General features: G+C 66.0%; 36 protein-coding genes and 1 riboswitch. All 36 genes read right to left on the bottom strand.

What is annotated here, in order from left to right; genetic code table 11:
• Positions 1 to 71: 71 nt before the first annotated feature.
• On the bottom strand, positions 72 to 1,604 hold the full coding sequence (locus tag Q8P46_16270; protein ID MDP2621703.1) for an acyl-CoA carboxylase subunit beta: 1,533 nt from the start codon (positions 1,602 to 1,604) through the stop codon (positions 72 to 74).
• Between the two features lie 81 nt (positions 1,605 to 1,685).
• Positions 1,686 to 2,444 (bottom strand): ATP12 family protein, encoded by a 759-nt coding sequence (locus tag Q8P46_16265; GenBank protein ID MDP2621702.1) that lies wholly within the window; start codon positions 2,442 to 2,444, stop codon positions 1,686 to 1,688.
• A complete protein-coding gene (locus Q8P46_16260; protein MDP2621701.1) occupies positions 2,441 to 3,367 on the bottom strand; it encodes a DMT family transporter in 927 nt (308 codons plus the stop codon). Before Q8P46_16260 ends, Q8P46_16265 begins: the two co-directional genes overlap by 4 nt.
• Positions 3,364 to 4,359 carry an RluA family pseudouridine synthase gene (locus Q8P46_16255; GenBank protein MDP2621700.1) on the bottom strand — a complete coding sequence of 332 codons (996 nt, stop codon included), beginning with the start codon at positions 4,357 to 4,359 and terminating at the stop codon, positions 3,364 to 3,366. Before Q8P46_16255 ends, Q8P46_16260 begins: the two co-directional genes overlap by 4 nt.
• A gap of 38 nt (positions 4,360 to 4,397) precedes the next feature.
• On the bottom strand, positions 4,398 to 4,817 hold the full coding sequence (locus Q8P46_16250; GenBank protein MDP2621699.1) for a universal stress protein: 420 nt from the start codon (positions 4,815 to 4,817) through the stop codon (positions 4,398 to 4,400).
• The gene (locus tag Q8P46_16245) at positions 4,792 to 5,955 is read right to left on the bottom strand and encodes a cation:proton antiporter (GenBank protein MDP2621698.1); all 1,164 of its coding nucleotides are present in this window, start codon (positions 5,953 to 5,955) and stop codon (positions 4,792 to 4,794) included. Before Q8P46_16245 ends, Q8P46_16250 begins: the two co-directional genes overlap by 26 nt.
• 115 nt (positions 5,956 to 6,070) lie before the next feature.
• A riboswitch (Fluoride riboswitch) is annotated at positions 6,071 to 6,133 on the bottom strand.
• A gap of 59 nt (positions 6,134 to 6,192) precedes the next feature.
• On the bottom strand, positions 6,193 to 7,530 hold the full coding sequence (locus Q8P46_16240; protein MDP2621697.1) for a replication-associated recombination protein A: 1,338 nt from the start codon (positions 7,528 to 7,530) through the stop codon (positions 6,193 to 6,195).
• Positions 7,527 to 8,936, bottom strand: a complete 1,410-nt coding sequence (locus tag Q8P46_16235) for a DegQ family serine endoprotease (GenBank protein ID MDP2621696.1) — start codon at positions 8,934 to 8,936, stop codon at positions 7,527 to 7,529. Before Q8P46_16235 ends, Q8P46_16240 begins: the two co-directional genes overlap by 4 nt.
• Before the next feature lie 311 nt (positions 8,937 to 9,247).
• The gene (gene rplQ / locus Q8P46_16230) at positions 9,248 to 9,682 is read right to left on the bottom strand and encodes a 50S ribosomal protein L17 (protein MDP2621695.1); all 435 of its coding nucleotides are present in this window, start codon (positions 9,680 to 9,682) and stop codon (positions 9,248 to 9,250) included.
• Between the two features lie 114 nt (positions 9,683 to 9,796).
• Entirely contained in the window at positions 9,797 to 10,816 is a 1,020-nt protein-coding gene (locus Q8P46_16225; GenBank protein MDP2621694.1) for a DNA-directed RNA polymerase subunit alpha, read from the bottom strand.
• A 98-nt stretch (positions 10,817 to 10,914) separates the two neighbouring features.
• Positions 10,915 to 11,304 (bottom strand): 30S ribosomal protein S11, encoded by a 390-nt coding sequence (gene rpsK, locus Q8P46_16220; protein ID MDP2621693.1) that lies wholly within the window; start codon positions 11,302 to 11,304, stop codon positions 10,915 to 10,917.
• Between the two features lie 47 nt (positions 11,305 to 11,351).
• Entirely contained in the window at positions 11,352 to 11,720 is a 369-nt protein-coding gene (gene rpsM, locus Q8P46_16215) for a 30S ribosomal protein S13 (protein ID MDP2621692.1), read from the bottom strand.
• A 203-nt stretch (positions 11,721 to 11,923) separates the two neighbouring features.
• Complete coding sequence (locus Q8P46_16210; GenBank protein MDP2621691.1) at positions 11,924 to 12,586, bottom strand: adenylate kinase; 663 nt, start codon at positions 12,584 to 12,586, stop codon at positions 11,924 to 11,926.
• Positions 12,583 to 13,914 (bottom strand): preprotein translocase subunit SecY, encoded by a 1,332-nt coding sequence (gene secY / locus Q8P46_16205; protein ID MDP2621690.1) that lies wholly within the window; start codon positions 13,912 to 13,914, stop codon positions 12,583 to 12,585. Before secY ends, Q8P46_16210 begins: the two co-directional genes overlap by 4 nt.
• 85 nt (positions 13,915 to 13,999) lie before the next feature.
• The gene (gene rplO, locus Q8P46_16200; GenBank protein ID MDP2621689.1) at positions 14,000 to 14,548 is read right to left on the bottom strand and encodes a 50S ribosomal protein L15; all 549 of its coding nucleotides are present in this window, start codon (positions 14,546 to 14,548) and stop codon (positions 14,000 to 14,002) included.
• 20 nt (positions 14,549 to 14,568) lie between these two features.
• Positions 14,569 to 14,766 (bottom strand): 50S ribosomal protein L30, encoded by a 198-nt coding sequence (rpmD, locus tag Q8P46_16195; GenBank protein MDP2621688.1) that lies wholly within the window; start codon positions 14,764 to 14,766, stop codon positions 14,569 to 14,571.
• A gap of 32 nt (positions 14,767 to 14,798) precedes the next feature.
• Entirely contained in the window at positions 14,799 to 15,347 is a 549-nt protein-coding gene (gene rpsE / locus Q8P46_16190) for a 30S ribosomal protein S5 (protein MDP2621687.1), read from the bottom strand.
• 51 nt (positions 15,348 to 15,398) lie between these two features.
• Positions 15,399 to 15,764, bottom strand: a complete 366-nt coding sequence (gene rplR, locus Q8P46_16185; protein MDP2621686.1) for a 50S ribosomal protein L18 — start codon at positions 15,762 to 15,764, stop codon at positions 15,399 to 15,401.
• Between the two features lie 12 nt (positions 15,765 to 15,776).
• Entirely contained in the window at positions 15,777 to 16,310 is a 534-nt protein-coding gene (rplF, locus tag Q8P46_16180; protein ID MDP2621685.1) for a 50S ribosomal protein L6, read from the bottom strand.
• A 32-nt stretch (positions 16,311 to 16,342) separates the two neighbouring features.
• Complete coding sequence (gene rpsH, locus Q8P46_16175) at positions 16,343 to 16,741, bottom strand: 30S ribosomal protein S8 (GenBank protein ID MDP2621684.1); 399 nt, start codon at positions 16,739 to 16,741, stop codon at positions 16,343 to 16,345.
• Between the two features lie 13 nt (positions 16,742 to 16,754).
• The gene (gene rpsN / locus Q8P46_16170; GenBank protein MDP2621683.1) at positions 16,755 to 17,060 is read right to left on the bottom strand and encodes a 30S ribosomal protein S14; all 306 of its coding nucleotides are present in this window, start codon (positions 17,058 to 17,060) and stop codon (positions 16,755 to 16,757) included.
• 37 nt (positions 17,061 to 17,097) lie between these two features.
• On the bottom strand, positions 17,098 to 17,655 hold the full coding sequence (gene rplE / locus Q8P46_16165; GenBank protein ID MDP2621682.1) for a 50S ribosomal protein L5: 558 nt from the start codon (positions 17,653 to 17,655) through the stop codon (positions 17,098 to 17,100).
• Complete coding sequence (gene rplX, locus Q8P46_16160; protein ID MDP2621681.1) at positions 17,648 to 17,965, bottom strand: 50S ribosomal protein L24; 318 nt, start codon at positions 17,963 to 17,965, stop codon at positions 17,648 to 17,650. The genes rplE and rplX overlap by 8 nt, the downstream gene beginning before the upstream one ends.
• Positions 17,965 to 18,333 carry a 50S ribosomal protein L14 gene (rplN, locus tag Q8P46_16155; GenBank protein MDP2621680.1) on the bottom strand — a complete coding sequence of 123 codons (369 nt, stop codon included), beginning with the start codon at positions 18,331 to 18,333 and terminating at the stop codon, positions 17,965 to 17,967. The genes rplX and rplN overlap by 1 nt, the downstream gene beginning before the upstream one ends.
• Positions 18,334 to 18,360: 27 nt before the next feature.
• Positions 18,361 to 18,606 carry a 30S ribosomal protein S17 gene (rpsQ, locus tag Q8P46_16150; GenBank protein MDP2621679.1) on the bottom strand — a complete coding sequence of 82 codons (246 nt, stop codon included), beginning with the start codon at positions 18,604 to 18,606 and terminating at the stop codon, positions 18,361 to 18,363.
• Positions 18,607 to 18,619: 13 nt separating this feature from the next.
• On the bottom strand, positions 18,620 to 18,823 hold the full coding sequence (gene rpmC / locus Q8P46_16145) for a 50S ribosomal protein L29 (GenBank protein MDP2621678.1): 204 nt from the start codon (positions 18,821 to 18,823) through the stop codon (positions 18,620 to 18,622).
• 22 nt (positions 18,824 to 18,845) lie between these two features.
• Complete coding sequence (gene rplP, locus Q8P46_16140) at positions 18,846 to 19,259, bottom strand: 50S ribosomal protein L16 (GenBank protein ID MDP2621677.1); 414 nt, start codon at positions 19,257 to 19,259, stop codon at positions 18,846 to 18,848.
• 5 nt (positions 19,260 to 19,264) lie between these two features.
• Positions 19,265 to 20,005 carry a 30S ribosomal protein S3 gene (rpsC, locus tag Q8P46_16135; GenBank protein ID MDP2621676.1) on the bottom strand — a complete coding sequence of 247 codons (741 nt, stop codon included), beginning with the start codon at positions 20,003 to 20,005 and terminating at the stop codon, positions 19,265 to 19,267.
• A complete protein-coding gene (gene rplV / locus Q8P46_16130; protein MDP2621675.1) occupies positions 20,005 to 20,385 on the bottom strand; it encodes a 50S ribosomal protein L22 in 381 nt (126 codons plus the stop codon). The genes rpsC and rplV overlap by 1 nt, the downstream gene beginning before the upstream one ends.
• 3 nt (positions 20,386 to 20,388) lie before the next feature.
• Positions 20,389 to 20,667: a 30S ribosomal protein S19 gene (rpsS, locus tag Q8P46_16125; GenBank protein ID MDP2621674.1), complete on the bottom strand. Its 279-nt coding sequence runs from the start codon at positions 20,665 to 20,667 to the stop codon at positions 20,389 to 20,391.
• A gap of 12 nt (positions 20,668 to 20,679) precedes the next feature.
• A complete protein-coding gene (gene rplB / locus Q8P46_16120; protein ID MDP2621673.1) occupies positions 20,680 to 21,519 on the bottom strand; it encodes a 50S ribosomal protein L2 in 840 nt (279 codons plus the stop codon).
• A 31-nt stretch (positions 21,520 to 21,550) separates the two neighbouring features.
• Positions 21,551 to 21,844 carry a 50S ribosomal protein L23 gene (locus Q8P46_16115; protein MDP2621672.1) on the bottom strand — a complete coding sequence of 98 codons (294 nt, stop codon included), beginning with the start codon at positions 21,842 to 21,844 and terminating at the stop codon, positions 21,551 to 21,553.
• The gene (rplD, locus tag Q8P46_16110; GenBank protein ID MDP2621671.1) at positions 21,841 to 22,461 is read right to left on the bottom strand and encodes a 50S ribosomal protein L4; all 621 of its coding nucleotides are present in this window, start codon (positions 22,459 to 22,461) and stop codon (positions 21,841 to 21,843) included. Before rplD ends, Q8P46_16115 begins: the two co-directional genes overlap by 4 nt.
• The gene (gene rplC / locus Q8P46_16105) at positions 22,461 to 23,303 is read right to left on the bottom strand and encodes a 50S ribosomal protein L3 (GenBank protein ID MDP2621670.1); all 843 of its coding nucleotides are present in this window, start codon (positions 23,301 to 23,303) and stop codon (positions 22,461 to 22,463) included. Before rplC ends, rplD begins: the two co-directional genes overlap by 1 nt.
• 25 nt (positions 23,304 to 23,328) lie before the next feature.
• Complete coding sequence (gene rpsJ, locus Q8P46_16100) at positions 23,329 to 23,637, bottom strand: 30S ribosomal protein S10 (GenBank protein ID MDP2621669.1); 309 nt, start codon at positions 23,635 to 23,637, stop codon at positions 23,329 to 23,331.
• Between the two features lie 92 nt (positions 23,638 to 23,729).
• A partial coding sequence (gene tuf / locus Q8P46_16095; protein ID MDP2621668.1) for an elongation factor Tu occupies positions 23,730 to 23,870 on the bottom strand: 141 nt, incomplete at its 5' end.

Raw genomic sequence — 23,870 nt, 5'->3', positions numbered from 1 at the left:
GTCGCCCTCGTTGCTGTAGAAGAAACAACGGTATCCCCGCCATCGCAATACCGTGGGCACGGTATCCCCCCCTACAGCGGCATATTGTTGTGCTTCTTCCAGGGGCGTTCTTGGGTCTTGCGGCGCAGCATGTCGAGCGCGCGGCAGAGGCGCCGGCGGGTGCCGTGCGGCAGGATCACGTCATCGATATAGCCGCGCTCGGCGGCGACGAACGGGTTGGCGAAGCGGCTCTCGTAGTCCTTGATCCGCTTGGCGATCTTCCTCTTGTCCTTGAGCTCGGCGCGGTAGAGGATTTCGACGGCCCCCTTCGGCCCCATGACCGCGATCTCGGCCGTCGGCCAGGCATAGTTGACGTCGCCGCGGATGTGCTTGGAGCTCATCACGTCGTAGGCGCCGCCATAGGCTTTCCGCGTGATCACCGTCACCTTGGGCACGGTAGCCTCGGCATAGGCGAAGAGCAGCTTGGCGCCGTGCTTGATCAGCCCGCCATATTCCTGGTCGGTGCCCGGCAGAAAGCCCGGCACGTCGACGAAGGTCATCAGCGGGATGTTGAAGCAGTCGCAGAAGCGCACGAAGCGGGCCGCCTTGCGGCTGGCGTCCGAATCGAGCACGCCGGCGAGCACCAGCGGCTGGTTGGCGACGATGCCGACGGTCTTGCCCTCCATGCGGGCAAAGCCGGTGACGATGTTTTTGGCAAAGGCCTCCTGGATCTCGAAGAAATCGCCCTCGTCGACCACTTTGTGGATCAGTTCCTTCATGTCGTAGGGCTTGTTGGGGCTGTCGGGGATCAGCGTGTCGAGGGAGATTTCCTGGCGGTCGATATGGTCGTGGCTCGGCAGCTCCGGCACCGGGTCGACGTTCGAGGAGGGCACAAAGTCGATCAGCCGGCGCATCTGCAACAGCGCCTCGACATCGTTCTCGTAGGCGCCGTCGGCGACGGAGGACTTGGTCGCGTGGACGCTGGCGCCGCCGAGCTCCTCCGGGCTCACCGTCTCGCCGGTCACCGTCTTCACCACGTCCGGGCCGGTGACGAACATGTAGCTCGTGTCCTTGACCATGAAGATGAAGTCGGTCATCGCCGGCGAATAGACGTCGCCGCCGGCGCAGGGCCCCATGATGACCGAAATCTGCGGGATGACGCCGGAGGCCTGGACGTTGCGCAGGAACACCTCGCCGTAGCCGCCGAGCGCCGCCACGCCCTCCTGGATGCGGGCGCCGCCGGCGTCGAACAGGCCGACGATGGGGGCGCGGTTTTGCAGCGCCATGTCCTGGATCTTGATGATCTTGCCGGCGTGGGCCTCCGACAGCGAGCCGCCAAAGACGGTGAAATCCTTGGCGAAGACGTAGACGGTGCGGCCATTGACCGTGCCCCAGCCGGTGACGATGCCGTCGCCGGGGATGCGCGAGTCGCCCATGCCGAAATCGGTGCAGCGGTGCTCGACGAACATGTCGAACTCCTCGAAGGAGTTCTCGTCCATGAGCAGCTCGATGCGCTCGCGCGCCGTCAGCTTGCCGCGCTTGTGCTGCGCCTCGATGCGCGCCTTGCCGCCCCCTGCCCGCGCCTCGGCGCGGCGTTTTTCAAGCTGGTCGAGGATTTTTTTCATCGGCGCCCGTCCCTCCGGAATCGGATGAATGAACCTAGAGCATTATCCGGCAGGAGGGAATCGACCGGTGCGCCTCGGCGCTCAGGCCTCGCCCACGACCAGGGCCGCGAGCCTTGCCGCCGCCTGCATGTCGCACCAGCGCGCGCGCCGCCTCTGGGCTGCTTCCGCGTCCTCGCCCCACTGGGCGATCTGCCAATCCTCGTCGACATGGGCCGCGGCCCACGCCTCCTCGGCGGAAAGGCGCCGGCGCAGGACCGCCAGCGCCAGCAGCGCCGAGCCCATGAGTCCGGTCATGTCGGCGAGCGCGCCGAGGATGAAATCGCTTTCTATTTCAATTTGTTCGCGGAATCCGTCGAGAGCCTTTCGGGGTTGTGCGCGGGGCGTCAAGCCGGCGACGGTGACAAGCTCGAGGCCCTGTTCGGCGGCCCAGGCAAGCACCGGGTCCCAGGCTTGCCTTTGGCGGGCGATCAGCCCCTCCGGCTCCTCGGCGCGGTAGCAGACAAGGTCGGAGCCGGCATAGGCGACAAGGGCGTCGATGACGGCCTCCCGCGCGCGGGCGACGCGGTCGATGACGGTGAAGGCAAGCCGCGTCAGCGGCAGGGCGGCGGGATCGATGTTCGTCCCCTGCACCTGCCACTCCGCGGCAATGGCTTCGGCGAGCGCCCGCGCCGGCAGGACGAGCGGCGTCCTCGCCGGCGTCTGGATGGGGCTGCCGTCGAGAAGAACGTGAAAGCCGCTCTTGGTCTTGGCGGCCCGCGCCCGGTCGTAGAAGCGGCGCCTGAGCGGCGCCCTGGCCGCCCGCCTTGCCCGCTCGACGGGGGTGTCGGCCTTGTCGTTCATGGCGCGCTCCTTGCGCCGGGCCGCGGGCTGTTGACGAGATAGATGCCGAGAGCGACGAGCGCCAAGGCGGCGATCAGATAGGAGCTGACGCGCTCGCCGAGCAGCCAGCCGCCGAACATCACCCCGAACAGCGGGGTCAGGAAGGTGAAGGCGGAGATCTGGGCCGCCGGATAGCGGATCATCACCCAGAACCATATGACATAGGTGATCGCCACCACCCAGACCGTCTGATAGGCGAGCGCGCCGAGGACGAGCGGGCTCGGCGCGAAGACGCCCGGCTCCCCGAGCGCCCATGACAAGGGAAACATCAGCGCCGCCGAGACGGCAAGCTGGTAGAGGAGCGTCTTTTCGGCGCTGACGCGGGCAAGCGCGGTGGCCTTGATGACGATGGTGGTCGCGGCCCACAGGGCGGCGGCGCCGAGCATCATGGCATCGCCGATGATGGCGGTGCCGGAAGGCAGGCCGAGGCTGTCGGCAAAGGCGAGGCAGACGCCGAGGAAGGCGGCGATAAGGCCGATGAGACGCAGAAACGTCATCCGCTCGCCGGGGATGAACAGATGCGCGCCCAAAGCGACGAAGAAGGGCGTCGCATAGAGCACCACCACGCCGCGCGCGGCGCTGGTGTAAAGAAGGCCGGTGAAGATCAGCGCGAACTCGCCGGCGAACAGCGCGCCCGCGGCAAGCCCGGCAACCAGCGTCCTGTCGCGGTCAAACAGCGGGATGCCGCGCGCCAAACACCAGATAAACACCAGCATGGTGCCGCCGGCGGACCGCAAGCCGGCCTGAAAAATCGGCGAAATACCGCCATTCGCCACCTTTATGGCGACCTGATTGAGCCCCCAGCTCGCGCACAGCAGGGTGAGCAGCGCCATGGCGAGGAGATCGAGCCGGTCGGCGGCCCGCGGCAGGTGAGCGCCGCTCATGGGTGCCCCTCCTCCGCCGCGCGGTCGTAGCGGTCGGGATCGAAGCCGAACAGCGCGAAGCTTTGCCGCATATGCTCCGGCAAGGGCGCGGTGACGTCGACGGTGCCGCCGCGCGGATGGGAAAAGGAAATGCGGCGCGCGTGCAAATGCAGCTTTTTCTCGACGCCCTTGGGCAGGTCCTGATCGCCGACATATTTCTCGTCGCCGAGGATGGGGTGGCCGAGCATCGCCATATGGGCCCGGAGCTGGTGCTGGCGGCCGGTGACGGGTTTGAGCGACACCCAGGCGAGCTTGTTCGCGGCCTGGTCAATGACCGCATAATGGGTGGTGGCGTGCTGGGCGCGGGCCTGCTCGCCGGGACCCGCGGCGCGGACGCGGTCGCCCTCCGGCCCCGCCATTTTGACCAAGGGCGTCGCGACCTTGCCCTGGGCCGGCTTCGGAACGCCTTCGACCAGCGCCCAATAGATCTTGCGCACCGAGCGGGTCGCGAACAGCCTTCCGAGCGAAGACGCGACCTGGCGCCTGCGCGCGATCACCAGAACGCCGGAGGTGTCCTTGTCGAGCCGGTGGACGAGACGCGGCCGCTCCTCAAGCTCGACGCCGAGACCGTCGAGCAGCCGGTCGATATGGCGCACCGTCTTGGTGCCGCCCTGAACGGCGAGGCCGGAGGGCTTGTTAAGCACGAATAGATCCTTGTCCTCGAAGATGACGAGGCTCTTGAAGAAGGCGCGCTCGGCGGCGGTCAGCGGCTCGGCCGCGCGCGGCCTGTCGGCGGGCCGGGTTTCGAAGGCGAGTGGCGGAACGCGCACGGTCTGGCCGGCGGCAAGTCTGGTCCCGGTCTTGGCCCTGGCGCCGTCGACGCGCACCTGGCCGGTGCGCAACAGCTTGCTCAGATAGGCGTGGGTAATCTGCGGGAAATGCAGCTTGAACCAGCGGTCGAGCCGCATCCCCGCCTCGTCTTGCGCGACCGTCTTGGTTTCGCCGATGCCCATGCGCCATTATGCAAGTGAAAGCAAACCGGCCAACGTTCTTATTTCACCACCAGGACCGTGCAGGGCGCGAGCTCCACCAACCGGTCCGTGGTACCGCCGATCACCCGGTTGTAGAGCGCCGAATGGCCCATGAAGCCGACCACCAAGAGGTCGAAGCCGTCCTGGGCGATGAAATCGACGATCGTGGAGACGGCATGGCCCGCCACGATATGCGGCACGAGCTTCACCCGCTGGCGCTTCGCCACCTCCTGCGCCTTCGCCACCACCTGCGCGAACTTGCGGTCGGCAAGCTCCTTTTCGCCGATGACCTCCTCGCGCGTGCCGGGAACCCACTGAATTTCCTCAACGCAAATCATGTGCAGCGCCGCGCGCGACGGCTTTGCAAGCATCAGTGCCGTGTCGAAAGCCTTGAAGGCTCCATCGGAGCCGTCGTTAGCGACCAGGATTTTCCTGAACATCGGCCACCTCCTTCTCGATCGGCTTGAACTCGGGCTGGAACCAGCGCTGCGCGATCAGCGTCGGCACCACGGCGCTGCCGATCACGGCGACAACCAGGACCGTGTACTGGTCCTGGTCGATGATGTTGTTCGTCAATCCGAACAGGGCCGAGATGGAGCCGAACGTCAGGCCCGTGCACATCATCAGCGTCGTGTACATGCCTTCGCGCCGATCGAAGCCGAAGACAACCGTCAATGGCAGTATACCGATGAACTTGGTCGCCATCTTCACGGCGAGCAGGATGACGATCAATCCCGCGGCGGTCGCGACGGTATCGAATTTCACGAACGAGCCGGCCTTGAGGAAGTAGAACGGGGTCAGCAGCGTAAACGTGATGGTCCGCAGGCGCACGGCCAGCGAGCGTTCCTTGACGAAGAACGACGCCAGCACCATACCGACGAGATAGGCCGGCAACACGGCCTCGCTGTGCGCCAGGCTCGCCAAGCCGCCGAGCAGAAACAGGACGAGCAGGATCAGTTTTGCCTCCGGCTCGCTCACACGGCCGCCGAAGCGGGAGGCGAACGGCGGCAGGATGCGCGGCACAACCCACAACGCCAGCGCCGTGGCGGCGGCGAACAGGGCCAACCAGACATTGTAGTTGGCGAACACGACGCCCAGCGCCAATACCGTGCCAACGTCGTTCACGAAACAGCCGGCGAGAATGATCTTGCCGATCTCGGTCCGATTGAAGCCGGTCTCGACCATGACGGCATAGACCACCGCGACCGAGGTCGTCGACAGGGCGATTGCGGCGATCTGCGCCTCCGGCCACGGCCAGCCGAGCAGGTAGTGCGCATAGGCCAGGACCCCGAGATACGGCGCCAGAAATCCAACAACCCCTATCGACAGCGTCGAACCCAGATGCCGACGCACGACGGCGCGATCCAGTTCCGTCCCCGCCAGGAAGGTGAGCAGGACGGCGCCGACCGCGGCCAGATAATTGATCCAGTCGGTCGGAGCCATGTCGAGGAAATTGCCGCCAAGGGCGCCGACGACGATCTCGATCAGCGCCACCGAGATGCCGACTCGTATCGAGATCAGCGTCGAGACCAGGGCAAGACCGACCCACAGGGCGGAATCGAACCAGATGTTATCCATGTCCACTCCCCTCGCCGCCCTTCGGCAGGCGCAAATGTTCCGGCGTGACGGCGGGCTCGGGCAACAAAAAACCCGCCTCGCGGCGGGGCCGGCAAGCCCTCCCACCGCATTCAGGAACGCGGCAGGAGTCATCAGCCTCATCGGGCGGTTACGGGGGGACTCCATCCCCGGCCCGCGCAATCTATTGAGCGGGCCTAAACGGGTCAAGGCGGCAGATGGGCGCTGTGGTCGAGAGCCCTATCCCTTATTCGGGCGCTCGCCCCGTTCGGGGTCTTTGCGCAGCTTTGCCCAGTATTCCAGCCGCTTCCTGATCTCCCGCTCGAAGCCGCGCTCGGCGGGCTTGTAGAAGTGCAAGCGGTCCCAGCCGTCGGGGAAATAGTTCTGGCCGGAGAAGCCTTCTTCCGTGTCGTGGTCGTAAGCGTAGCCTGAGCCGTAGCCCTCCTCCTTCATCAGCCGGGTGGGCGCGTTGAGGATGTGCTTGGGCGGCGCCACCGAGCCGCCCTCCTTGGCCGCCCGTGTGGCGGCGGAATAGGCGCGGTAGGCGGCGTTCGATTTCGGCGCCGTGGCGCAATAGATGACGGCCTGGGCGATGGCCAGCTCGCCTTCCGGGCTGCCCAGGAAATCGTAGGCGTCCTTGGCGGCGGTGGCCTGGGCGAGCGCCTGAGGGTCGGCAAGGCCGATATCCTCGACCGCCATGCGCACCACGCGGCGGGCGATATAGAGCGGGTCTTCGCCGGCGACCAGCATGCGGGCGAGCCAGTAAAGCGCGGCGTCGGGGTCGGAGCCGCGCACCGACTTGTGCAGCGCGCTGATTAGGTTGAAATGGCCGTCCTGCGCCTTGTCGAAGACGGGCGCGCGGCGCTGCACCGCCTCGACGAGCTTCGCCGGGTCGAGTGGCTCGGCTCCCTCCGCCACGGCGGCATGGATGTCCTCGAGAAGATTGAGCAGCGCCCTGCCGTCGCCGTCGGCGATCTGGATCAGCGTCGCGCGGGCTTCAGGCGTGAGCGGGGCTGCGCGCCCGAGATGCGCCTCGGCGCGGCGAAGCAGCTCCGCCAGCGCCACCTCGTCGAGCCTTTTGAACACCAGCACGGTCGCCCGCGACAGCAGCGCCGTGTTGAGCTCGAAGGACGGGTTCTGGGTCGTGGCGCCGAGGAGCGTGATGGTGCCGTCTTCCATATGCGGCAGGAAACCGTCCTGCTGGGCGCGGTTGAAGCGGTGGATCTCGTCGACGAACAGCAGCGTGCCCTGGCCCTGCCGATGGCGCGCCTTGGCGGCATCGAACAGCTTGCGCAACTCAGCGACGCCGGAAAAGATCGCCGAAATCTGCTCGAAATGCAGGTCGCTCTCGCCGGCCAGGAGCCGCGCCACCGTGGTCTTGCCGGTGCCGGCCGGGCCCCAGAAGATCATCGAGCGCAGATTGCGCGCCTTGAGCGCCCTTGTAATCGCGCCGTCGGGGCCGGTCAGATGCGGCTGGCCGAGCACGTCTGAAAGCTTTTTCGGCCGCAGCCGGTCGGCGAGCGGGTGCGGTGCGTCGGCCTCCAGCCCGGCGGCGCCGAACAGGTCTTCAGCGCTCATCCGAGCACAACGCTCAAAACCCGGTCGCCGCGCTGGATGACGAGCCGCCAGCGACGGGCGCGGGCCTCGACCGCGGACTTGATCTGCCGAACCGAGGAAATCCCGATGCCGTTTATTTCGCGAATGACGTCGCCCCGCTTGAGGCCGACATTGTCCGCCGGCGTGCCCTGCTCCACCGAGGAAACCGCGACCCCGCTCGCCTGGAGGCCGAGGCGCAGCTCGTCCGCCACCGCCGGCGACACATTGACCACGGTCGCGCCCGAGAGCGGGTTGGTGCCGGAAAGCAGGGTTTCATTGCGCGGCGGGACTTCGGGCGGCGGCTTCAATGCGACCTCGAGGTTGAGCGCGCGGCCGTTTCGCAGCACCTTGAGCCGCGCCGTGCCGCCGATGCCCCTGGTGGCGAGACGAAACCCGAAACCCTCGACATCGGCGACCTCGTGGTCATCGACGGCGAGGATGACGTCGCCGGACCTGAGGCCAGCCGCGGCCGCCGGGCCGCCGGGGTAGACCTCGCTGACCAGGGCGCCGCCGGGACGTGCGAGGCCGATGGATTCGGCGATGTCGGCGCTCACCGTCTGCAGGCTGGCGCCGACCCAGGGCCGGCGGACCCGGCCGCCGTCGTGGGCGGATTCGATCACGACCCGCACCATGTTGGAGGGGATCGCGAAGCCGATGCCCAGCGAGCCGCCGGTACGGGTGAAGATCGCCGAGTTGATGCCGACGACGCGGCCGTCCATGGCGACCAGCGCGCCGCCGGAATTTCCAGGATTGATGGCGGCGTCCGTCTGGATGAAGAACTGATAGTCGCTGACGCCGACCCGGGTGCGCGCCACCGCCGAGACGATGCCGCTGGTCACGGTCTGGCCGACGCCGAATGGGTTGCCGATGGCGAGCACCAGATCGCCGACTTCGAGCGCGTCGGAATCGCCGAGCTCCAGATACGGGAACGGCTCCCTGGCGTCGACCGCGCGCAGCACCGCAAGATCGGTCTGCTCGTCCTTCAGGATCACCTCGGCCTCGAACTCGCGCCGGTCGGCAAGCGCGATCTTGATGTCGGTGGCGCCGGTGATGACGTGGTTGTTGGTGACGACGACCCCGTCGGGCGAGACGATGACGCCGGAGCCGAGCGAGGACTGCACCCGCTCGCGCGGCACTCCGAAGCCGGGCCCGAAGAAACGGCGGAAGAAGGGATCCTGCTCGAACAGCGAAAAGCCGGGCTGGCGCACCACGCGGCTGGCATAGACATTGACCACGGCGGGCGCCGCCTTCTTCACCACCGGGGCATAGGAAAGCGTGATCTCGGCGCGGGATTCGGGAACCTGGGGCTGGGCCAGGAGCGGCGCCGTCAGCCCCACAAGGAGCGCCGCGGCGAGCGCGACCTGTCCTGCGGTGGTCAGGAATTTCATCGAACTGGTCTCCAGCTTGCGCGCTGCCCGACATATAGCCGCTAATGCGGCTCGATTGAAGCGGGCGCCTCGCTCAATACAAAAGAGCGGCCGCGACGGGCCGCTCCCCTCAACCCAATCGTCATTCCCGCGCCAAGCGGGAATCCATTGGCCCATGCGCAAATGAACGCCGTGACTTGGGGCTCAATGAACGCGCAAGATGCACGGCCAATGGGTCCCCGTTTTCACGGGGACGACGCCTATGGGTGCAGTCGCATCCATGCAACAAACTCGGGTCGCTGTATCGGTCGAAATCCTGAGCGCGGGTAGCCTTATGCGGCCGCGCCCTCGCCTTCTTCCGTCTCGCGGGCTTCCGCGGTGGGGCCAGAATCCTGACCCTTGGCGTCCTCGTCGCGGTCGACGAATTCGATCACCGCAAGCGGCGCGTTGTCGCCGTAGCGGAAGCCGGCGCGCAGCACCCGCGTATAGCCGCCGTTGCGCTCCTTATAGCGCGGGCCCAGGGTCTCGAACAGTTTCTTGACCTGGTCGCGGTCGGCAACCTGGACCAGCGCCTGGCGGCGGGCGTGCAGGCCGCCGCGCTTGGCGAGCGTCACGAGCCGGTCGACCACCGGCCGCAGCTCCTTGGCCTTGGGCAGCGTGGTGACGATCTGCTCGTGCTTGATCAGCGACGCCGCCATATTGCCGAACAGAGCCTTGCGATGGCTCGCCGTCCGGTTCAGCTTGCGATGAGCCCGCCGATGACGCATGGCGTGTCTCCTTCATTCGCGAGCACCGCCGTGCCCGTCACTCCCACATGATGCCCCCTCACCCGACCGCGCTTTGCGCCGCCGACCTCTCCCCCCGGGGGAGAAGTGAGGATGCTAATAATGGTCTTCGTAGCGCTTGGCCAGATCCTCGATATTCTCCGGCGGCCAGTTGGGCACTTCCATGCCGAGATGCAGACCCATCTGCGCCAGCACCTCCTTGATTTCGTTCAAGGACTTGCGGCCGAAGTTCGGCGTGCGCAGCATCTCCGCCTCGGTCTTCTGGATGAGATCGCCGATATAGACGATATTGTCGTTCTTCAGGCAGTTGGCCGAGCGCACGGAAAGCTCGAGCTCGTCGACCTTCTTCAGCAGCGCCGGGTTGAAGGCGAGTTCCGGCACCCCGCGCTCTTCGGCGACCTCGCGGCGCGGCTCCTCGAAGGTGATGAACACCTGCAGCTGATCCTGCAGGATCCGGGCGGCATAGGCGACCGCGTCGTCGGGCGTGACCGAGCCGTCGGTCTCCACCTGCATGGTCAGCTTGTCATAGTCGAGGATCTGCCCCTCGCGGGTGTTTTCCACCCGGTAGGAGACCTTCTTGACCGGGCTGTAGAGGCTGTCCACCGGAATCAGGCCGATCGGCGCGTCCTCGGGCCGATTGCGGTCGGCCGGCACATAGCCCTTGCCGCGGTTGATGGTGAATTCGATGCGGATGTCCGCGCCCTCGTCGAGCGTGCACAAAACCAGGTCCGGATTGAGGATCTGGACGTCGGAAACGGTCTCGATGTCGCCGGCGGTGACGGGACCCGGGCCCTGCTTCTTGAGCACCATGCGCTTGGGCCCTTCGGCCTCCATCTTCAGCGCGATTTCCTTGATGTTGAGGATGATGTCGGTCACGTCCTCGCGCACGCCGGCGATCGAGGAAAACTCGTGCACGACGCCGTCGATATAAACCGAAGAGACGGCCGCGCCCTGCAGCGAGGACAGGAGCACGCGGCGCAGCGCATTGCCGAGCGTGACGCCGAAGCCCCGCTCGAGCGGCTCGGCGACGATGGTCGCCACGCGCCTGGGATCGTGGCCGGCCGCGACATCGAGCTTGCTCGGTTTGATGAGTTCTTGCCAGTTGCTTTGGATCACCTGACTACCTTTTTTGGCTGACCTGACGGGGCGCGGCCTGAGCGCGCCTTGCAGATTTCCGAGATTGGGGATGTGGTCTTGCCTCCGCGCACCGGCATCTAGACGCGGCGCCGCTTGCGTGGGCGGCAGCCATTGTGCGGGATCGGCGTTACGTCGCGAATGGTACTTATGGTGAAACCCGACGCCTGCAAGGCCCTGAGCGCCGATTCACGGCCGGAGCCGGGCCCGCTTACCTCCACGTCGAGCGTCTTCATGCCGTGCTCCATGGCCTTCTTGGCGGCGTCCTCCGCCGCAAGCTGGGCGGCGTAGGGCGTCGACTTGCGCGAGCCCTTGAAGCCCATGGTGCCCGCCGACGACCAGGAAATGGCGTTGCCCTGGGCGTCGGTGATGGTGATCATGGTGTTGTTGAAGCTTGCGCTCACATGGGCGACGCCGGAGGTTATGTTCTTGCGCTCGCGGCGGCGGACACGGGTTTTCTCTTTTGCCATATGTTGTTGCCTCGTTGGCTGTTGCGGTCGCGATCGCTCGCGAGCGACTATTTCTTCTTGCCGGCAATGGCCCTGGCCGGACCCTTGCGGGTGCGGGCGTTGGTATGGGTGCGCTGGCCGCGCACCGGAAGGCCGCGGCGGTGGCGCAGGCCGCGGTAGCAGCCGAGATCCATCAGCCGCTTGATGTTGATGGCGACGTCGCGGCGCAGATCGCCTTCGACCATATGGTCGCGGTCGATCACCTCGCGGATCTGCATGACATCGGCGTCGGAAAGCTCGGTGACCCGCCGCTCCGGCGGGATCGCGGCCTGCTCGCAGATCTTCCTGGCCTTGGTCGGGCCGATGCCATGGATATAGCACAGCGCGATCTCGACGCGCTTGTTGCTCGGGATATTCACGCCAGCGATACGGGCCACGATCGAAGTCTCCTATTGGCCTGCCGCGGACACGGCGGCCTCTAAACACGAACTTTCAGCCACACCGGCACAATCGGAGCCGGTTGCCGATCTCTCGCAAGCGAACGCCGGCACCGCACCCACAGATTCTGCTTTGAATGCCGGTTTCTATCGGATTTCTCTCAGCGTCGTCAACAGACTCCTGTTGTTTACAAGCGAAAAGTCTACCTCCCGTCCACAATCGGATCGAGAATGCCGGTCAGTTCTCCGGTCACCCGGTCGATATCCGCCATGCCGTCGACGGATTTGAGCAGCCCCTTGCCACGGTAATAGGCGATCAGCGGCGCGGTCTGCTGATGATAGACCTCGAGACGGCTTGCCACCGTCTGCGCATTGTCGTCCGGCCGCCGCTTGAAGTCGGTGCCGCCGCATTTGTCGCAAACCCCGTCGACGGCCGGGCGCTTGAAGCTGTCATGGTATCCTTCGCCGCAGTTGGCACAGGAAAACCGGCCCGAAATGCGCTCCACCAGGGCGGCGGCGTCGACCGCCAGCTCGATCACCGCGTCGAGCTTGGCGCCCTTTTCGGCGAGCAGCCGGTCGAGCGCCTCGGCTTGGGCGACGGTGCGCGGAAAACCGTCGAGAATATAGCCGCCGGCCGCGTCCGGCTCGTCGATGCGCTCGGAAATGACGCCGATCACGATCTTGTCGGAGACCAGCTCGCCGCGCTCCATGACCGCCTTCGCCTGCCGTCCCACCGCGCTTCCCGCAGCAACGGCTGAGCGCAACATGTCGCCGGTCGAAAGCTGCGCGATGCCGTAACGCTCCGCGAGCCGCACCGCCTGGGTCCCCTTGCCGGCGCCGGGCGGTCCGAGCAGAATCAGCCTCACCGTCGCCGTCCCCTCAGTCTCGCCCTCTTGACGAGCCCCTCATATTGATGCGCCAGCAGGTGGCCTTGTACCTGGGCGACGGTGTCCATGGTGACGCTGACCACGATGAGCAGGGACGTGCCGCCGAAATAGAACGGCACCGCCGTATAGGAGATCAGGAACTCCGGCAAGAGGCAGACAAGCGTTAGATAGGCCGCGCCCGCCACGGTGATTCGGGTCAGCACATAGTCGATGTAATGCGCGGTCCTCTCTCCGGGGCGGATGCCGGGGACGAAGCCGCCATATTTCTTCAGATTCTCCGCCGTGTCGGTCGGGTTGAACACCACCGCGGTGTAGAAGAAGGCGAAGAAGATGATGCCCGCCGCATAAAGGATCATATAGAGCGGCTGGCCGCGGCCGAGCAGCGCCGTGACGGTGGCCAGCCATTCCGGTCCCTGGCCGCTGGTGAAATTCGCTACCGTGATCGGCAACAGCAGGATCGAGGAGGCGAAGATCGGAGGAATCACGCCGGCGGTATTCAATTTCAGCGGCAGGTGCGAGGAATCGCCCTGATAGAGCTTGTTGCCGACCTGTCGCTTCGGATACTGGATCAGGATGCGCCGCTGCGCCCGCTCCATGAACACGATGAAGGCGATGACGATCAGCGCCATGACGCCGACGCCGACGATCACCATCGTCGACAGGGCGCCCTGGCGCCCGAGTTCGAGGGTTCCGACGAGCGCCGAGGGAAGCTCCGCCACGATGCCGGAGAAGATGATCAGCGAGATGCCGTTGCCGATGCCGCGGGCGGTGATCTGCTCGCCCAGCCACATCAGGAACACGGTGCCGCCGGTAAGCGTGATGACCGTGGTGATGCGGAAGAACCAGCCGGGATCGACCACCACATTGCCGGCGCCCTCAAGCCCGACCGCGATGCCGTAGCCCTGCAGGGCGGACAGGATCACGGTGCCGTAGCGGGTATACTGGTTGATCTGCTTGCGGCCCTGCTCGCCTTCCTTCTTGAGCTGCGCGATGTGCGGGGAGACGGTCGTCATCAGCTGCATGATGATCGAGGAGGAAATGTACGGCATGATGCCGAGGGCGAAGATCGCCATACGCCCGACGGCGCCGCCGGAGAACATGTTGAACAGACCGAGGATGCCGGCCTGGTTCTGGCGGAACAGGTCGGCGATCGCCTGCGGGTCGATGCCCGGCAGGGGAATATAGGTGCCGAGCCGGTAGATGAGCAGCGCGCCGAGGGTGAACCAGATGCGCTTCTTCAGCTCGGTCGCCTTGGCAAGGGCGCCGAAATTCAGATTGGCTGCCAGTTGTTCTGCCGCTGAGGCCATGTCATCCGTTCCGGGTCTTGCGCCCCGGGTTCCTCAAATCCTCAGAGATATGGGGTCGACGCGGCGGCGCGCCCACCCCCTTGCGTCACTCATCCTCATCCGTCTTCGGTTTTTTGGCGTGCGGCCTCTTGGCTGCGCGCTTGGCCCGCTTCTCCTCGTCGGCCTTCAACACCTTCGGCGCCCGCACGCTGACCGTGCCGCCCGCCTTCTCGACCGCCGCCGCGGCGGCCTTCGAGACGCCATCGACCGCGAAACTCGCCTTGGCCTTGATCTCGCCCTTGGCGAGCAGCCGCACGCCGTCGCGCCGCGAGGTCACGAGACCGGCGGCGATCAGCGCGGCGATATCGATATTCTTCTTCGGATCGAGCTTCTTGGCGTCGATCGCCTCCTGCACGCGGCCGAGGTTGACGATGTTGAAGCGCTTCGGGTTGAGGCTGTTGAAGCCACGCTTCGGCAGCCGGCGATGCAGCGGCATCTGCCCGCCCTCGAAGCCCTTGATTGCGACGCCGGAGCGCGATTTCTGGCCCTTGTGGCCGCGCCCGGAAGTGCCGCCATAGCCCGAGCCGATGCCTCGGCCGACGCGCTTGCGCGCTTTGGCCGCTCCCGGGCGCTCCCTGAGATCGTTGAGCTTCATGGCGCGGTCTCTTGGTCCCTTCAGGCCTCGTCGACGATGCGGACGAGGTGTTGCACTTTGGCGATCATGCCGCGCACGGCCGGCGTGTCTTCCAGGGTGCGGCGGCGATGCATTCTATTCAGCCCGAGCCCGATCAGCGTCGCACGCTGGTCGGACGGGCGGCGGATCGGGCTTCCGATCTGCTCGACTATCACGGTCTTGCCCGCGGTCTTGGCCATCGATGGCTCTCCTCTTCAACCGGGTCGGACGCCTACGCCTCGGCGTGTTCGGCCGGACCTTCGCGCCTGCGCGCCTGCAATTCAGACAATTTCAGACTGCGCCGCGCGGCCACGCTCTTCGGGCTGTCCTGCCGGGTGAGCGCGTCGAAGGTCGCGCGCACCATGTTGTAGGGATTGGACGAGCCCATCGACTTGGCAACCACGTCCTGCATGCCCAACGTCTCGAACACCGCGCGCATCGGACCGCCAGCGATGATACCGGTCCCGGCTGGGGCCGCGCGCAGGATCACGCGGCCTGCGCCGTGGCGGCCAAAGACGTCGTGGTGCAGCGTGCGGCCCTCGCGCAGCGGCACGCGGATCATCGCGCGCTTGGCCGACTCCGTCGCCTTGCGGATGGCTTCCGGCACCTCGCGCGCCTTTCCGTGGCCGAATCCGACGCGGCCCTTCTGGTCGCCGACCACGACCAGCGCCGCGAAGCCGAACCGGCGGCCGCCCTTGACCACTTTGGCGACACGGTTGATGTGCACGAGCTTGTCGACGAATTCGCTGTCGCGCTCGCCGCGGTCTCTCATATAGGCCATATTCCGCTTTCCTGTTTCCTTCAGGCCCGCCTTCTACGCGGCGGGAAAACGTCAGAACTTCAATCCGCCTTCACGCGCCGCCTCGGCCAATGCCTTGACCCTGCCATGATAGAGATAGCCGCCGCGGTCAAATATCACGTCGGACACGCCGGCCCCCTTGGCGCGTTCGGCAATCAGCGCCCCCACCGCCTTGGCGGCCTCGGCGTCGGCGCCGGTCTTCAGCTTTTCGCGCATTTCCTTCTCTAGGCTTGAGGCGGCGGCAAGCGTGCGGCCACCGGCATCGTCGATCACCTGGGCATAGATGTATCTGGAGGAGCGGAAGACGCTCAAGCGCGGGCGTCCGCCCGCCACCCTGGCGAGCCTGCTGCGCACCCGCGCCTTGCGGCTCTGCGCCCCCGATTTGCCTCTGCTGGCCATGGTCTTATCCCGTTATTTCTTCTTGCCTTCCTTGCGGAACACATACTCGCCGGCATAGCGCACGCCCTTGCCCTTATAGGGCTCCGGCGGCCGAAAGCTGCGGATCTCGGCGGCCACCTGGCCGACTGTCTGCCGGTCGGTGCCGCTGATCACGATCTCGGTCGGGCGCGGACATTGGATCGTGATGCCCTTCGGGATCGGATAGGTGACGTCGTGGCTGAAGCCGAGATTGAGATGCAGATTGCTGCCCTGAACCGCGGCGCGAAAGCCGATCCCGACAATTTCCAGATTGCGGCTGAAGCCCTTCGAAACGCCGGTCACGATGTTGGAGACGAGGGTGCGCGACATGCCCCACATGGCGCGGGCGCGCTTGGATTCATCGCGCGGCTTGACCTCGATTCCCGCATCGGTCATCTCGGCCAGCACTTGCTCGACCAGCACCACCGACAATTCGCCCTTCGGGCCCTTGGCGGTGACCTGCTGCCCATCGATGGTCGCGGTCACGCCGCTTGGCATCGGGACAGGCTTCAAACCGATACGAGACATCGCTGCGTTCCTATCGTTTGCTTGCGGCCGGATCAGAAGACCCGGCACAGCACCTCGCCGCCCACATTCTTCTCCCGCGCCTCGTGATCGGCCATCACGCCCTTCGGCGTCGACAGGATCGACACGCCGAGACCGTTGGCGACCCGCGGCAGATTTCTCACCGATGCATAGACGCGGCGGCCCGGCTTGGAAATCCGCTCGATATCCTTGATCACCGGAAGGCCGTCGAAATATTTCAGCTCGATCTCGAACTCGCTCTTGCCGCCGTCATGATCGATGCGCGCGAAACCGCGGATATATCCCTCGGTCTGGAGCACCTCCAAGACGCGCTCGCGCATCCGCGAGGCGGGCGTCGCCACCTTCGACTTGGAGCGCATCTGCGCATTGCGGATACGGGTCAGCATGTCGCCGAGCGGGTCGGTCATTGTCATGCGTTCGCTCTCCCTACCAGCTCGCCTTGATCATGCCCGGGACCAGCCCTTTGGCCGAAAGGTCCCTGAGGGCAATGCGAGACATTCTGAGCTTCCTGTAATAGCCGCGCGGCCGACCGGTAATCTCGCAGCGGTTGCGCACGCGCGTCGGGGCGGAGTTGCGCGGCAGTTCGGCAAGCTTGATCTGCGCCTGGAAGCGCTCCTCCATCGTGCGTGACCGGTCGCGGGCGATGGCCTTCAGGCTGGTGCGCTTGTTGAGATATTTCTTGGCCAGCTTGCGCCGCCGGTTGTTCTTTACGATCGAACTCGTTTTCGCCATATTGCGTTCTCCTTGACCCGCTCCGCGCGCGCTTCACCTAACCGCGGAACGGGAAATTAAGCTCCCTGAGCAGGGCCCTCGCCTCGTCGTCGCTGCGCGCCGTCGTGCACAGCACCACATCCATGCCCCAGATCGCCTCGACCTGGTCGTAGTCGATCTCCGGGAACACGATGTGCTCCTTGATGCCGAGGGCGTAATTGCCGCGCCCGTCGAAACTGTTGGGGCTCAAGCCCCGGAAGTCGCGCACCCGGGGCAGCGCGACCGTCACCAGCCGGTCGACGAACTCGTACATCCGCGCCTGGCGCAAGGTGACCTTGGCGCCGACGGCCATGTGCTCGCGCAGCTTGAAGGTGGCGATCGACTTTCGCGCCCTTGTGACGACCGGCTTCTGGCCGGCGATCAGGGCAAGGTCGGCGGCGGCCGACTGGACCTTCTTGGAGTCGGTCACGCCCTCGCCGATGCCCATATTCAGCACCACCTTGTCGAGACGCGGCACCTGCATCGGGTTCTTGTAACCGAACTGCTCGATCAGGCTTGCGCGCACGACATTGTCGTAGTGGCTCTTGAGGCGCGGAACGTATGCAGCGTCAGCCATCGATCGTCTCTCCGGAACGCTTGGCGTAGCGGACCTTGCGGCCGTCCTTGAGGAACTTGAAGCCGACCCGGGTCGGCGTGCCGTCCTTGGGGTCCTCGATCGCCAGATTTGACATATGAATCGGCGCTTCCTTGGCGATGATGCCGCCCTCCTGCTGGGCGGTCTGGCGCTGGTGGCGGCGCACCATGTTGAGGCCCTGCACGATCGCCCGCGCGCGCTCCGGGAACACCTTGATTACGTCGCCGCGCCGGCCCTTGTCCTTGCCGGCGAGCACGACGACGCGGTCGCCCTTCTTGATCTTCGCCGCCATCACAGCACCTCCGGGGCGAGCGACACGATCTTCATCTGGTTCTTGGCCCTGAGCTCGCGGGTGACCGGGCCGAAGATGCGCGTGCCGATGGGCTCGCCCTGGGGGTTGATCAGCACCGCGGCGTTGCGGTCGAAGCGGATGACGCTGCCGTCCGGGCGGCGGACGTCCTTGGCGGTCCGCACCACCACCGCGCGCATCACGTCGCCCTTCTTGACCCGGCCGCGCGGGATCGCCTCCTTGACCGAGACCACGATGATGTCGCCGACGCCGGCATATTTGCGCTTGGAGCCGCCGAGCACCTTTATGCATTGCACGCGACGCGCGCCGGAATTATCGGCGACGTCGAGATTGGTCTGCATCTGGATCATGTCCGGCCACTCCTCATGCTTGTTCTTCTAGTGCGCCGCCTCAGCGTCGCCGACGACGATCCAGCGCTTGTTCTTGGAGATCGGCGCGCATTCCTGGATCCACACCCGGTCGCCGACCTTGAAGCGGTTTTCGGCGTCATGGGCGTGGTACTTCTTCGACCGGCGCACCGTTTTCTTGAACAGGGGGTGGGTGAAGCGGCGCTCGACCTGCACGACCCGTGTCTTGTCGTTCTTGTCGGAGACGACCACGCCCTGGAGCATTCGTTTCGGCATTGCGTTTCTGTCCTCAAGCCTTGGCCGCGGCGGCCTGTTTTTCCCTGGCGATGGTCTGAACGCGGGCGATGTCGCGGCGCACTTGGCGGATGCGCGCGGTGTTCTCAAGCTGACCCGTCGCCTTCTGGAAGCGCAGGTTGAACTGCTCCTTCTTCAGCTTGACGAGCTCGTCGCCAAGCTGGTCCAGCGACATGTCCCTCGCCTCTTCCACCTTCATCGACCCACCCTCATGCTTGACCTTACGCGCCCAGCCGCCCGACGAAGCGGGTGCGCACCGGCAGCTTGGCGGCGCCGAGCCGCAATGCTTCGCGCGCGGTCGCTTCGGGAACCCCGTCGACCTCGAACATGACCCGGCCGGGTTTGACCTTGGCGACCCAATATTCCGGCGTGCCCTTGCCCTTGCCCATGCGCACCTCGGTCGGCTTCTTGGAAACCGGCACGTCCGGGAAGACGCGGATCCACACCCGGCCGGCGCGCTTCATGTGGCGGGTGATGGCGCGCCGCGCCGCCTCGATCTGGCGCGCGGTAAGGCGCTCCGGATCGACCGCCTTGAGCCCGTAGGCGCCGAAATTCAGCACCGTGCCGCCCTTGGCGGCGCCGGAGATGCGGCCCTTGTGCTGCTTGCGGAATTTGGTGTGCTTGGGTTGTAGCATGGTTTCTATCTCTTCTCGGCCGTCTCGGAGCGTGCCTCGCGCCCGCCTTCGCTCTCGCGGCGGCCGCGGCTCGGCCCGCCCATGGTCTCCGCCTGGCGCCGCTCATGGGCCATCGGGTCATGCTCCATGATCTCGCCCTTGAAGACCCAGACCTTGATGCCGCAGGTGCCGTAAGCGGTCTTGGCGACGCTCTCGCCATAGTCGATGTCGGCGCGCAGCGTATGCAGCGGCACCCGTCCCTCGCGATACCATTCCATGCGGGCGATTTCGGCGCCGCCGAGGCGGCCGCCGGCACTGATGCGAATGCCCTGGGCGCCGAGCCGCATGGCCGACTGCACCGCCCGCTTCATGGCCCGGCGGAAGGCGACCCGGCGCTCGAGCTGCTGGGCGATGTTCTCGGCCACCAGCTTGGCGTCGATTTCCGGCTTGCGCACCTCGACGATGTTAAGATGCACCTCGCTGTCGGTCATCTCGGTGACCTTTCGGCGCAGCTTCTCGATGTCGGCGCCCTTCTTGCCGATGACGATGCCGGGACGCGCGGTGTGGATCGTCACGCGGCATTTGCGGTGCGGCCGCTCGATGACCACCTTCGACACGCCGGCCTGCTTGAGGCGATCCATCAGATAGGCGCGGATCGCCATGTCCTCATGCAGGAGGCGGCCATAGTCGGCGTCCGCGAACCAGCGCGAATCCCACGTCCGGTTGATCCCCAGCCGCATGCCGATCGGGTTGACCTTCTGTCCCATCAGGCGGTTTCCTCAATCTGTCTGACCACGATGGTAATCTGCGAAAACGGCTTCAGGATGCGACCATAGCGGCCCCGCGCGCGCGGACGGCCCCGCTTCAGCACCAGGTTCTTGCCGACATAGGCCTCGGCGACCACGAGATCGTCGACATCGAGGTCGTGATTGTTCTCCGCGTTGGCGACCGCCGCCTCCAACGTCTTCCTGACGTCGCCGGCGATACGCTTGCGCGAGAACGACAGGTCGGCCAGCGCCCGGCCCACCTTCTTGCCGCGGATCGTCTCGGCCAGCAGGTTGAGCTTCTGCGGGCTCACCCGCAGCATGCGATTGACGGCGCGCGCCTCATTGTCGGCCAGGCGTCTTTCCCGTGACGGCTTGCCCATCGGTCAGATCCTCTTCGCCCGCTTGTCGGCCGCGTGCCCGTAAAAGGTGCGGGTCGGCGCGAACTCGCCGAATTTGTGGCCGACCATGTCCTCGGTGATCAGCACCGGTATGTGCTTGTGGCCGTTGTGGACGCCGAAGGTCAGGCCGACGAACTGCGGCAGAATGGTCGAACGGCGGCTCCAGATCTTGATGATCTCGCTTCGCCCGGAGGCGCGCACGGCATCCGCCTTCTTGAGCAGATAGCCGTCGACGAACGGGCCTTTCCATACAGAACGCGTCACGATCCGCTCTCCTTACTTGCCCTTCCTGCGCGCATGGCGGCTGCGCAGGATGAACTTGTCCGTCGCCTTGTTGCGCCGGGTCTTCTTGCCCTTGGTCGGCTTGCCCCACGGGGTCACCGGGTGGCGGCCGCCGGAGGTGCGCCCCTCGCCGCCGCCATGGGGATGGTCGACCGGGTTCATGGCCACCCCGCGCACGCTCGGCCGCCAGCCCTTCCAGCGGTTGCGGCCGGCCTTGGCGATGACGATGTTGGCGTGGTCGGAATTCGACACCGCGCCGACGGTCGCCCGGTTGGCCGAGCGCACGATGCGCTGCTCGCCGGAATTGAGCCGCAGGATGGCATAGCCCTGGTCGCGGCCGACGAGCTGGGCGTAGGTGCCGGCGGCGCGCGCGATCTGGCCCCCCCTGCCCTGCTTCAGCTCGACATTGTGCACGATGGTGCCGATCGGCATGTTGGCGAGCGGCATGGCGTTGCCCGGCTTGACGTCGACCTGCGCGCCGGAAACCACCTTGTCGCCGACGCCAAGGCGCTGGGCGGCGAGGATGTAGGCAAGCTCGCCGTCCTCATATTTGATCAGCGCGATGAAGGCGGTCCGGTTCGGGTCGTATTCGATCCGCTCGACGGTTCCAGGCATGTCGAGCTTGTTGCGCTTGAAATCGACGATCCGGTAACTGCGCTTATGGCCGCCGCCGCGCCGGCGCGCGGTGGCGCGGCCGAGATTGTTGCGGCCGCCCGACTTGGTCAGGCCCTCGGTCAGGTGCTTCACCGGCCCGCCCTTCCACAAGGCCGAGCGGTCGACCAGCACGAGGCCGCGCTGGCTCGGCGTGATCGGCTTGAAGGTCTTCAGTGCCATCTGTCCGTCTCTTCTGTCCGTCTGCCCGCGCTCAAAGCCCCGTCGTGACGTCGATCGAGTGGCCCTCTTCGAGGGTGACGATGGCCCGCTTGATGTCGTTCTGGCGCCCCTTGACGCCCCGGAACCGCTTGAGTTTCCCCTTGCGATTCAGGGTGTTGACGCTCTTCACCTTGACCGAGAACAGCTTTTCGACCGCCTCCTTGATGTCGGCCTTGCGCGCCGTCTTGGGGACCTTGAAGACGACCTGATTGTTTTCCGAGGCGAGCGTCGACTTCTCGGTGATGACCGGCGCCAGAATGAGGTCGAAATGCTTCATGGCGTTCATTTGAACCGCGCCTCCAGCGCTTCGACGGCGGCCTTGGTCAGCACCAGCTGGTCGCGGCGCAGAATGTCGTAGACGTTGATGCCCTGGACCGGGAGAAAATCGACGCCGGGAATGTTGCGCGCGGCGAGGCGGAAATTGGTGTCAAGCTCGCTGCCGTCGACGATCAGCGCCGAGGCGAGGCCGAGCTTGTCGAACTTGCGCTTAAGCTGCGCCGTCTTGGCCTCCTTGGCGGCCGCCTTGTCGAGTAGGATCAGCATCCCTGCCTTCACCTTGGCCGACAAGGCATGGCGCAAGGCCAACGCCCGAATTTTCTTCGGCAGCTCGATGGCATGGCTGCGGGGCTGCGGCCCGTGCGCGCGTCCGCCGCCGCGGAACTGCGGCACCCGGCGCGAGCCGTGACGGGCGCGCCCGGTGCCCTTCTGCCGGTACATCTTCGCGCCGGTGGCGCTGATTTCGCCGCGCGGCTTGGTCTTGTGGGTCCCCGCCTGCCGCTTGGCAAGCTGGTAGCGGACCATGCGGTGCAGAATGTCTTCGCGCGGCTCCAGCCCGAAGATGGCGTCGGACAGGGTCACAGCGCCGGCCTTCTTGCCGTCGAGCGTCGAAACCTGAAGCTCCATCACGCGCCTTCCTTTCCGCCGGTCTCATCGACGGCTTCGGCCTCGGCGCCGGCCACAGCTTCGGCCTCGGTCGAATCCGCGGCCGGGGCCTGCGCCTGTTCAGCGGCTTCAGGCGCGGCTTCGCCGGTCTTCACCACCTCCTCGGCCGGTTTCTCGTCGCTCTTGCCGGCGGCGCGGAAAGCGCCCGGGACCGGCGCATCATCCGGCAGCGCGCGCTTGACCGCGTCGCGCAGCGCGACCCAGCCGCCCTTGGCGCCGGGCACCGCGCCGCGCACCATGATCAGTCCGCGCTCCGGATCGGTCTTGACCACCAGCAGGTTCTGGGTGGTGACACGCACGTCGCCCAGATGGCCGGCCATCTTCTTGCCCTTGAAGACCTTGCCCGGGTCCTGCCGGCCTCCCGTCGAGCCGTGGCTGCGATGCGAGACCGACACGCCGTGGCTGGCCCTGAGGCCGCCGAAATTGTGCCGTTTCATGGCGCCGGCGAACCCCTTGCCGATCGAGGTGCCGGTGGCGTCGACATACTGGCCGGGGACGAAATGGTCGGCGGTGATCTCGGCGCCGACCTCGATCAGATTCTCGGCGCTGACGCGGAACTCCATCACCCTACGTTTGGGCTCGACCTTGGCGAGAGCGAAATGGCCGCGCTGACCGCGCGAGACGTTCTTCACCTTGGCCCGTCCGGCGCCGAGCTGCAGCGCGGTGTAGCCGTTCTTCTCCTCGGTACGCTGCGCGACGACCTGGCAATTGTCGAGCTTCAGCACAGTCACCGGCACATGCTCGCCGGCCTCGGTGAAGATGCGGGTCATCCCCAGTTTCTGCGCGATCAATCCGCTGCGCATGGTCACGTCCTCTTTCGCCCCACCCCTAGAGCTTGATCTCGACGTCGACGCCGGCGGCAAGGTCGAGCTTCATCAAGGCATCGACCGTCTGCGGGGTCGGATCGACGATATCGAGAAGCCGCTTGTGGGTGCGCATCTCGAACTGCTCGCGGCTCTTCTTGTCGATATGCGGCGAGCGGTTGACGGTGAACCGCTCGATCCGCGTCGGCAACGGGATCGGCCCGCGGACCTCCGCGCCGGTGCGCTTCGCCGTATTGACGATCTCGCGCGTCGAGGCGTCCAGGATTCGATGATCGAACGCCTTGAGCCGGATGCGAATATTCTGACCGTTCATGTCTCAGAATCCAGAAAGTCCGAAGCCAGAACCCTTCAATGTCAAGAGCCGAAAACCCCTCTGGCGGTGCGGTTCCCGGCCCTTTGTTCCGTTCATTCGATAATGCTTGCGACGACGCCGGCGCCGACCGTGCGGCCGCCCTCGCGGATGGCGAAGCGCAGCTTCTCCTCCATGGCGATCGGCACGATCAGCTCGACCTCCATGGTCACATTGTCGCCCGGCATCACCATCTC

This window comes from Hyphomicrobiales bacterium, assembly GCA_030688605.1.
Classification (GTDB): Bacteria; Pseudomonadota; Alphaproteobacteria; order Rhizobiales; family NORP267; genus JAUYJB01.
This window is presented reverse-complemented; position numbering and strand designations above follow the sequence as displayed.

Bases quoted from the DNA above. Each gene is read 5' to 3' on its own strand.
- Q8P46_16270 (MDP2621703.1), bottom strand. From the start codon at position 1,604: ATGAAAAAAATCCTCGACCAGCTTGAAAAACGCCGCGCCGAGGCGCGG.
- Q8P46_16265 (MDP2621702.1), bottom strand. From the start codon at position 2,444: ATGAACGACAAGGCCGACACCCCCGTCGAGCGGGCAAGGCGGGCGGCC.
- Q8P46_16260 (MDP2621701.1), bottom strand. From the start codon at position 3,367: ATGAGCGGCGCTCACCTGCCGCGGGCCGCCGACCGGCTCGATCTCCTC.
- Q8P46_16255 (MDP2621700.1), bottom strand. From the start codon at position 4,359: ATGGGCATCGGCGAAACCAAGACGGTCGCGCAAGACGAGGCGGGGATG.
- Q8P46_16250 (MDP2621699.1), bottom strand. From the start codon at position 4,817: ATGTTCAGGAAAATCCTGGTCGCTAACGACGGCTCCGATGGAGCCTTC.
- Q8P46_16245 (MDP2621698.1), bottom strand. From the start codon at position 5,955: ATGGATAACATCTGGTTCGATTCCGCCCTGTGGGTCGGTCTTGCCCTG.
- Q8P46_16240 (MDP2621697.1), bottom strand. From the start codon at position 7,530: ATGAGCGCTGAAGACCTGTTCGGCGCCGCCGGGCTGGAGGCCGACGCA.
- Q8P46_16235 (MDP2621696.1), bottom strand. From the start codon at position 8,936: ATGAAATTCCTGACCACCGCAGGACAGGTCGCGCTCGCCGCGGCGCTC.
- rplQ (MDP2621695.1), bottom strand. From the start codon at position 9,682: ATGCGTCATCGGCGGGCTCATCGCAAGCTGAACCGGACGGCGAGCCAT.
- rpsK (MDP2621693.1), bottom strand. From the start codon at position 11,304: ATGGCAAAAGAGAAAACCCGTGTCCGCCGCCGCGAGCGCAAGAACATA.
- secY (MDP2621690.1), bottom strand. From the start codon at position 13,914: ATGGCCTCAGCGGCAGAACAACTGGCAGCCAATCTGAATTTCGGCGCC.
- rplO (MDP2621689.1), bottom strand. From the start codon at position 14,548: ATGAAGCTCAACGATCTCAGGGAGCGCCCGGGAGCGGCCAAAGCGCGC.
- rpmD (MDP2621688.1), bottom strand. From the start codon at position 14,766: ATGGCCAAGACCGCGGGCAAGACCGTGATAGTCGAGCAGATCGGAAGC.
- rpsE (MDP2621687.1), bottom strand. From the start codon at position 15,347: ATGGCCTATATGAGAGACCGCGGCGAGCGCGACAGCGAATTCGTCGAC.
- rplR (MDP2621686.1), bottom strand. From the start codon at position 15,764: ATGGCCAGCAGAGGCAAATCGGGGGCGCAGAGCCGCAAGGCGCGGGTG.
- rplF (MDP2621685.1), bottom strand. From the start codon at position 16,310: ATGTCTCGTATCGGTTTGAAGCCTGTCCCGATGCCAAGCGGCGTGACC.
- rpsH (MDP2621684.1), bottom strand. From the start codon at position 16,741: ATGACAATGACCGACCCGCTCGGCGACATGCTGACCCGTATCCGCAAT.
- rpsN (MDP2621683.1), bottom strand. From the start codon at position 17,060: ATGGCGAAAACGAGTTCGATCGTAAAGAACAACCGGCGGCGCAAGCTG.
- rplE (MDP2621682.1), bottom strand. From the start codon at position 17,655: ATGGCTGACGCTGCATACGTTCCGCGCCTCAAGAGCCACTACGACAAT.
- rplX (MDP2621681.1), bottom strand. From the start codon at position 17,965: ATGGCGGCGAAGATCAAGAAGGGCGACCGCGTCGTCGTGCTCGCCGGC.
- rplN (MDP2621680.1), bottom strand. From the start codon at position 18,333: ATGATCCAGATGCAGACCAATCTCGACGTCGCCGATAATTCCGGCGCG.
- rpsQ (MDP2621679.1), bottom strand. From the start codon at position 18,606: ATGCCGAAACGAATGCTCCAGGGCGTGGTCGTCTCCGACAAGAACGAC.
- rpmC (MDP2621678.1), bottom strand. From the start codon at position 18,823: ATGAAGGTGGAAGAGGCGAGGGACATGTCGCTGGACCAGCTTGGCGAC.
- rplP (MDP2621677.1), bottom strand. From the start codon at position 19,259: ATGCTACAACCCAAGCACACCAAATTCCGCAAGCAGCACAAGGGCCGC.
- rpsC (MDP2621676.1), bottom strand. From the start codon at position 20,005: ATGGGACAGAAGGTCAACCCGATCGGCATGCGGCTGGGGATCAACCGG.
- rplV (MDP2621675.1), bottom strand. From the start codon at position 20,385: ATGGGCAAGCCGTCACGGGAAAGACGCCTGGCCGACAATGAGGCGCGC.
- rplB (MDP2621673.1), bottom strand. From the start codon at position 21,519: ATGGCACTGAAGACCTTCAAGCCGATCACGCCGAGCCAGCGCGGCCTC.
- Q8P46_16115 (MDP2621672.1), bottom strand. From the start codon at position 21,844: ATGAACGCCATGAAGCATTTCGACCTCATTCTGGCGCCGGTCATCACC.
- rplD (MDP2621671.1), bottom strand. From the start codon at position 22,461: ATGGAGCTTCAGGTTTCGACGCTCGACGGCAAGAAGGCCGGCGCTGTG.
- rplC (MDP2621670.1), bottom strand. From the start codon at position 23,303: ATGCGCAGCGGATTGATCGCGCAGAAACTGGGGATGACCCGCATCTTC.
- rpsJ (MDP2621669.1), bottom strand. From the start codon at position 23,637: ATGAACGGTCAGAATATTCGCATCCGGCTCAAGGCGTTCGATCATCGA.